Source organism: Enterobacter cloacae complex sp. P6RS (assembly GCF_014982245.1).
In the GTDB taxonomy this organism is placed as follows: Bacteria; Pseudomonadota; Gammaproteobacteria; order Enterobacterales; family Enterobacteriaceae; genus Enterobacter; species Enterobacter bugandensis.
The window spans coordinates 132244-139629 of sequence record NZ_JADCLB010000012.1; the positions used below are offsets into that span (position 1 = coordinate 132244).

The 7386-nt window shown below is 52.3% G+C and carries 7 protein-coding genes; all 7 read right to left on the minus strand.

The window, feature by feature from the left end; all coding sequences use genetic code 11:
• Positions 1–14 precede the first annotated feature (14 nt).
• The 7 genes from ftsL to leuO all read right to left on the minus strand — a co-directional run bounded on the left by ftsL (position 15) and on the right by leuO (position 7108).
• Positions 15–380, minus strand: coding sequence for a cell division protein FtsL (gene ftsL, locus INF73_RS07530; protein WP_006173860.1), 366 nt, complete (start codon positions 378–380; stop codon positions 15–17).
• The gene (rsmH, locus tag INF73_RS07535) at positions 377–1318 is read right to left on the minus strand and encodes a 16S rRNA (cytosine(1402)-N(4))-methyltransferase RsmH (RefSeq protein WP_045259453.1); all 942 of its coding nucleotides are present in this window, start codon (positions 1316–1318) and stop codon (positions 377–379) included. Before rsmH ends, ftsL begins: the two co-directional genes overlap by 4 nt.
• 2 nt (positions 1319–1320) lie before the next feature.
• Entirely contained in the window at positions 1321–1779 is a 459-nt protein-coding gene (gene mraZ, locus INF73_RS07540; protein WP_010426995.1) for a division/cell wall cluster transcriptional repressor MraZ, read from the minus strand.
• A 599-nt stretch (positions 1780–2378) separates the two neighbouring features.
• Entirely contained in the window at positions 2379–3386 is a 1008-nt protein-coding gene (gene cra / locus INF73_RS07545; RefSeq protein WP_014168621.1) for a catabolite repressor/activator, read from the minus strand.
• Positions 3387–3565: 179 nt separating this feature from the next.
• Positions 3566–4057 carry an acetolactate synthase small subunit gene (gene ilvN, locus INF73_RS07550; RefSeq protein WP_045259452.1) on the minus strand — a complete coding sequence of 164 codons (492 nt, stop codon included), beginning with the start codon at positions 4055–4057 and terminating at the stop codon, positions 3566–3568.
• 1 nt (position 4058) lies between these two features.
• Positions 4059–5783: an acetolactate synthase 3 large subunit gene (ilvI, locus tag INF73_RS07555; protein ID WP_041911248.1), complete on the minus strand. Its 1725-nt coding sequence runs from the start codon at positions 5781–5783 to the stop codon at positions 4059–4061.
• Positions 5784–6163: 380 nt separating this feature from the next.
• Entirely contained in the window at positions 6164–7108 is a 945-nt protein-coding gene (gene leuO / locus INF73_RS07560) for a transcriptional regulator LeuO (protein ID WP_041911249.1), read from the minus strand.
• Between the last annotated feature and the right edge of the window lie 278 nt (positions 7109–7386).

Sequence of the window (7386 nt, forward strand, 5' to 3'; positions counted from 1 at the left end):
CGTCGCGTGTTCCCTTATTTTTGTACTACGATATTTTCCTGGGAAGGATCAACATGCTGCAGCTGCAGCTTTTCCGTTGCGATCCGTTCAACCCGGCTGTGATCGCCGAGCGCGTTTTCTTCAAGGATCAGATTTCGCCATTCAATATCCAGCGCATCGCGTTCCAGCACCAGCTGCTCGCGTTGCGCAGTCAATAAACGTGTATGGTGAGCTGTGGTCACCACCGTAACTGCCGTAACAATGATGCAAATGAACAGGCAGAGTGGCAGTTTCCCGAATCGCAAAAGATCGTCGCCGATCACGCCAGGCAAGGCATGGCGCTCGTTGCTTCCTAACGATCCCTTAACTTTGCTTAGGGTTTCTGTCACTCTGCCGATCATGCGTTCGTCCTCTCTGCAACTCGCAGCACTGAACTACGGGCACGTGGATTCTCTGCCACCTCTTCTTCGCCCGGCATCAACTTGCCTAATGCTCGCAACTGACGGCCCCCCAGCTTCCTGAGTTGTTCTTCCGTCATCGGCAACCCCGCGGGAACCTGAGGACCGCGGCTCTGTTCACGCATGAAGCGTTTTACAATGCGGTCTTCCAGCGAATGGAAGCTGATGATGGATAACCGCCCACCCGGGGCCAGCACGTCGAGCGAGCTTTTTAGCGCCAGCTCTATTTCCTCCAGTTCACTGTTTACCCAGATGCGAACCGCCTGGAAGGTACGGGTCGCGGGATGTTTGTGCTTATCCTTCACCGGCGTTGCCGCCGCGATCACCTCGGCCAACTCTTTGGTGCGGGTCATCGGCTCAATGCGGTTGCGCTCAACGATGGCGCGCGCAATGCGCTTGCCAAAACGTTCTTCGCCGAAGGTTTTGATCACCCAGGCAATATCGGCTTCGTCAGCGGTCTGCAGCCATTCGGCGGCAGACTGGCCGCGCGTCGGGTCCATACGCATGTCCAGCGGACCGTCGCGCATAAAGGAGAAGCCGCGTTCTGCATCATCAAGCTGGGGTGAAGAGACGCCAAGATCGAGAAGAATCCCGTCGATCTTGCCCGTGAGATCGCGCTCGGCCACGTAATCAGCGAGCGCAGAAAAAGGTCCATGCACGATGGAAAAGCGTGGGTCATTGATGGTCTGTGCCACGGCAATCGCCTGCGGATCGCGATCGATTGCCAGCAGTCGCCCTTCCTCTCCAAGCTGGGAGAGGATCAAACGCGAGTGACCACCGCGACCAAACGTGCCATCAATGTAGATGCCATCCGGACGAATATTCAGGCCGTTCACGGCCTCGTCCAGTAACACCGTTTTATGTTTATAATTTTCCATCATATTTATAGAGACAAGTCCTGCAGCCGTTCCGATAAAGTTGCGGAATCAGACTGCTCAGCGTCGATATCTTCCTTGACCTGTTGATACCAGGTCGTTTCGTCCCACAGTTCAAACTTGTTGAACTGCCCGACCAGCATCACTTCTTTGGTCAGACCGGCATGTTGCCGCAACACAGGAGCAATCAGTAATCGCCCGGCGTTATCCATCTGACATTCACTGGCATGTCCCAATAAGAGCCGCTGCACGCGGCGTTCCTGCGGGTTCATGCTCGACAGTCGCGACAGCTTTTGCTCAATGATTTCCCATTCAGGCAAGGGGTAAAGCAGCAGGCAGGGGGAGTTGATGTCAATGGTGCAAACCATTTGACCCGAAGCATTCTCAATCAGCTGGTCGCGGTATCGGGTTGGTACCGATAAACGCCCCTTGCTGTCGAGATTGACTAACGTTGCTCCACGGAACATGCCAGTCTCACCCCTCCTCACCACTTTAACCCACAAATTCCCACCTGAAGGAGTTTACGGAGCGAGGGAAAAGCTTGTCAAGCCAGGACTCTCCCTATACGAGGCTGTACGCCCACTATTTACAGAGATAAACAGTCCCGGTTAATAACTGCACAACTGGCGAGGCAAAATTAACGTTATGAATATTTGTAAGAAAAAAACCGAATATGCACACTAGCGTTAAGGCTCACTCAATATCATCGCAGATAAATATAAAGTGTCAGTTTGCGACGCGGGCAGCATTTTATGACAGATTGTCAGGGGATGACAGCGCCAGATTCGCTCAATCGGTCGGTAGAAGCGGCGGTTGCGTTGCTGGCCGGTCGGGGGGAAGAAAAAACGTCTGAATATTCATCGACCGAAGAGGGTTTGTAACAAAGTAATACAAAGAGAGGCGTCTAAAAATCGCTTCATGATTCTTTAAGGGCCATTTTAAACGGCAAAATGAATTAAGAAAAATAGTAGATTAGGATCTCTCAAGAATTATCCTAATTTCACTGCGGGAATTAACTCGACGAATAATTCCAGTAAAAAGGGCGGTTTTTCGCCGCCCCGTCATTTCATTTATGGCGGCTCAAAATTCCGCGATGATAGAGATTACGTTTGATACGCGTCAGACCCGGCTTCGGTTTGCGCGGCTCATCCAGACTCGCCAGAACAATCTCCAGGACGCGTTCCGCTACATCTCGGTGACGCTGGGCCACCGCCAGCACCGGGCACTGAAGGAAATCGAGAAGCTCGTTATCCCCAAACGTGGCGATCGCCAGGTCAGAGGGAAGCTTGCCTTCACGACGCAAGGTGACATCCATTACCCCCTGCAGAAGGGCAAATGACGTGGTGAACAGCGCCTGGGGCATCGGGTGCGTCTCCAGCCATTTTTCGAACAGCTGCGCAGCGGCTTCGCGTTCATAGCTGTTGGCATAGAGATAGTGGACTTCACGCGGATCGTCTTTCCAGGCGGTTCTGAACCCTTGCTCACGCAGGAAGCTTACGGAAAGCTCGGGCAGCGCGCCAAGATACAGCACCGTTTCAGCGGGGAAGGTTCTCAGCTCAGCGGCCAGCATTTCCGCGTCATCCTGATCGGCACCCACTACGCTTGTGAAATGCTCACGATCGAGCGCGCGGTCCAGCGCCACGATGGGGAACGGATCGTTCGCCCAGCGCTGGTAAAACGGATGCTCCGGCGGTAAGGAGGTCGAGACGATGATGGCATCGACCTGACGCTGGAGCAGATGTTCAATGCAGCGCATCTCGTTATCGGGCTGGTCTTCAGAACAGGCTATCAGCAGCTGGTAACCGCGCTGGCGGGCCTGACGTTCGAGATAGTTGGCGATACGGGTATAGCTGGTGTTTTCCAGATCCGGGATCACCAGACCAATAGAGCGGGTGCGCCCGGCACGCAGGCCGGCAGCGACAGCATTCGGATGGTAGTTATGCTCACGAACCACCGCCATAACTTTTTCAACGGTCTTATCGCTGACGCGGTACTGCTTTGCTTTGCCGTTAATCACATAGCTGGCCGTTGTTCGTGACACGCCGGCTAGCCGGGCGATTTCATCCAGTTTCACAATTGCCCCTTAAAAAAAGAAAAGAGTCCATGGCCCTGTCAAGGTTATGGTTAAATCTTTTAACATCTAAACGCAGAAAAGCCTTCGCGGCAACCGCTTTTATCTGCGTTGTCGGCTGATTACGCAAAAAAAAGCCCGGCTTTGGTGACCGGGCTGAAAGAGGCGAACCTTTTTAACAACTACCGCATGATTTTCTCGCCGCGTGACAGACCAACGATCCCCGATCTCGCCACCTCAACAATTTTTGCTACATCCCGCACGGATGCCAGGAAAGCGTCCAGCTTGTCACTGGTTCCGACCAGTTGAACCGTATAAAGAGAAGGCGTGACGTCGATGATCTGCCCGCGGAAGATATCCGCATTGCGTTTGACCTCTTCGCGCCCGTAACCGCTGGCCTGTATTTTTACCAGCATGACCTCACGCTCAACGTAAGCGCCCTGCCCCAGCTCGCTTACGCGCAGCACATCGACCAGCTTATGCAGCTGTTTCTCGATCTGCTCAATTACCTTGGCATCGCCAACGGTCTGAATCGTCATACGCGACAGCGTCGGATCGTCCGTTGGCGCCACGGTCAGGCTTTCAATGTTATAGCCACGCTGCGCAAAAAGCCCAATGACGCGCGACAGTGCGCCAGACTCGTTTTCCAGTAATACCGATAATATCCGGCGCATATCAGGTTCTCTCCGTTTTGCTTAACCACATCTCGTCCATACCGCCGCCGCGAATATGCATCGGATAAACGTGCTCGGTTCCATCAACGATGACATCCATAAAGACGAGACGGTTGTTTTTAACGTGCTCAAGCGCTTCGGCGAGCTTCGTTTCCAGCTCAGCCGGATCGGTCACCCGCATCCCTATATGACCGTAAGCTTCAGCAAGACGAACAAAATCCGGCAGCGATTTCATATATGACTGAGAGTGGCGGCCCGAGTAGATCATATCCTGCCACTGCTTCACCATACCGAGATAGCCGTTATTGAGGTTGAGCACCAGTACCGGCAGCTCATATTGCAGCGCGGTGGAAAGTTCCTGAATGTTCATCTGAATACTGCCGTCTCCGGTCACGCAGACGACGGTTTCATTGGGCAGCGCCAGCTTCACGCCCAGCGCGGCAGGCAGGCCAAAGCCCATCGTGCCTAAACCTCCCGAGTTGATCCAGTGACGCGGTTTATCAAACGGATAATAGAGGGCGGCAAACATTTGATGCTGGCCCACGTCAGAGGTCACATACGCGTCGCCTTTCGTCAGTCGCCATACCGTTTCGATGACCGCCTGCGGCTTAATATGCTCGCTTTGGGTGTCATATTTCAGACACTGCCGCGCGCGCCATTGCTCAATTTGCTGCCACCAGTCACGGATTTCATCCAGCGGTTGCGCTGTGTTTTCCAGCGCCAGCAGATCCAGAATTTGTTCAAGGACCTGTCGCGCGTCGCCGACGATAGGTACATCAGCAGACACCGTTTTTGAAATTGACGTCGGATCGATATCAATGTGCAGCACGGTGGCGTTCGGGCAATACTTCGCCAGGTTGTTGGTCGTACGATCGTCAAAACGCACGCCGACGGCAAAGATGACGTCAGAATGATGCATCGTCATGTTGGCTTCATAGGTACCGTGCATACCCAACATGCCGAGCGCCTGACGGTGGGTGGCGGGAAACGCTCCGAGTCCCATCAGCGATGACGCAACAGGAAGATTGAGCTTTTCAACCAGTTCACGAAGCTGTGCCTCACACGCTGAATTGACGGCCCCGCCACCGACATAGACCACCGGTTTTTTAGCGGCCAGCAGCGTTTGCAGCGCGCGTTTGATCTGACCTTTGTGGCCCTGCGTTGTTGGGTTGTAAGAGCGCATGCTCACCGATTCCGGCCAGACATAAGGCAGCTTGTTTGCCGGGTTCAGGATATCTTTAGGGAGATCGACCACCACCGGCCCCGGGCGCCCGCTTGCCGCCAGCCAGAACGCCTTCTTCAGAATGCCAGGAATGTCTTCGGTTTGCTTGACAAGGAAGCTGTGCTTCACGACGGGACGCGAAATCCCGACCATGTCGCACTCCTGAAACGCATCATAGCCAATCAGTGATGTCGCGACCTGTCCGGAAAGGATCACCAGCGGAATAGAGTCCATGTACGCGGTCGCAATGCCGGTAATGGCGTTTGTCGCACCGGGCCCCGACGTGACCAGGACCACGCCCACTTCACCCGTCGCACGCGCCAGGCCATCGGCCATATGTACCGCCGCCTGCTCATGGCGTACCAGCACATGGTCAATACCCCCTACCGTATGCAGTGCGTCATAAATATCGAGGACCGCGCCGCCAGGATAGCCGAACACTTGCTTTACGCCCTGATCGATCAGCGACCGGACGACCATTTCCGCGCCAGACAACATCTCCATGCTTTGCCTCCAGGCATTTTGTTATAGACGGACCGCCGAATTCATTTCCGCACCGTCTTGCGATCGGGATGAACCCGTCTTCTATTTTGCAGAGTGATACTTACCTTAACCGCTCGTTATGAGGCAGGCAATTCGCAAACCAGGAGAGAGAAGAGGCCGTGAAAGCAGAAAAAACAGACATTGTCAGAGGATATGGTTAATTCATCTGAAATTAGGGGATGAGATGATAAATCATCGCTGAAAAGCGCGGCGATGTAGAAAATCATCTATTTTTACGGGCCTGGCAGGCGCCAGATAAAATACGTAACAGAACAAAATATTAATAAAAGAAACAAAACCAGGATAAATCACATGCAAAGATGCAATTTATCCTGACTCGATTACCGACGGCAGATGCTAATAAGTAGCTCTTCCATCCACTGGTGTCCTTTATCCCGTCCAGCAGCTTCATGCCAGGAGAGATAGCAGGTGCGGCTATTTAGCTTGAGCGGCAGAGGCAAAATTTGCAGATTTAACGCGCCAGAGAACTCTTCTGCCAGCCAGCGTGGGGCAATTGCCACCAGCTGCGTCTGGGAAACGACGTTTAACACGCTGACCATGGCCATCCCCTGATAAGCCACGCTCGCCTGTTTCTCCGCAGTGTCGTACCAGGGCAGGCTAAAGGAGGCATATCTGTCGAGCGCAACAACGGCATGCTGTTCGCTATAAACGTCACTTTCACGTAACGGCGCATTCAGTCGTGGATGTTTTTTGCTGGCAACCAGCACCATTTCATCTTTAAACAGCGGTACACAGGAAAATTCAGGACGGCGGAATTCTTCATAACCCAGGACGAATTCGATTTCCTGGTAACGTAACTGGTGTTCGGTGTTTTGATTTAAGGACGATTTAAAGACGAGATTAATATTAGGTGCGATCTCTTCAACTTTATTATAAATAATTGACGTCAGATAATTATCTAATGGACTGCAGACGCAGAGATGGAATACTCGCTCACTGCTTAAGGGTTCAAAGCCCGAGCCCGGCAGCTCATTTTGCACCAGCTGCAGCGCCTGGCGGATGGAGCCGAAAAGCTGGAAAGCCCGCGCTGTAGGCTGGATCCCTCTTCCATAACGAACAAACAATTCGTCGTTGAACATAACCTTAAGCCTGGCAACGGCATTACTTACGGCAGGCTGTGACATCCCCAGGGCTTGTGCCGCACGCGTGATATTCTGCTCCTGCATGACAGCATCAAACACCGTCAGTAGATTAAGATCCACCGTGCGTAACTGTGGTTTAATTCCATCAGTAATCTGTGGTTGTTTAATATTATTTTCTGGCACTTCTGACTCCACTGTCACGCTACACTCCCTTCGCCAACGCACTGTAATAATTTCGAAAAATATGATTTACCATGCAGATACGACCAGCGAAAGAAAATTGTTTAAAAATCGGAATATATAAAGATTATCTAATAATGCTATAATACAAAACGGCACAAAGGATATGCTTAACTTTAGTGTTTGAATGAAACCATAAACCAAATCAATATACAATAACCATCCAGTTAAGGATGACTTAAGTATAATTAAACTGTTATCGACATTGAGCAGAATTAAGT

Coding starts and splice junctions, on each gene's coding strand:
- ftsL (WP_006173860.1), bottom strand. CDS start 380: ATGATCGGCAGAGTGACAGAAACCCTAAGCAAAGTTAAGGGATCGTTA.
- rsmH (WP_045259453.1), bottom strand. CDS start 1,318: ATGATGGAAAATTATAAACATAAAACGGTGTTACTGGACGAGGCCGTG.
- mraZ (WP_010426995.1), bottom strand. CDS start 1,779: ATGTTCCGTGGAGCAACGTTAGTCAATCTCGACAGCAAGGGGCGTTTA.
- ilvN (WP_045259452.1), bottom strand. CDS start 4,057: ATGCGCCGGATATTATCGGTATTACTGGAAAACGAGTCTGGCGCACTG.
- ilvI (WP_041911248.1), bottom strand. CDS start 5,783: ATGGAGATGTTGTCTGGCGCGGAAATGGTCGTCCGGTCGCTGATCGAT.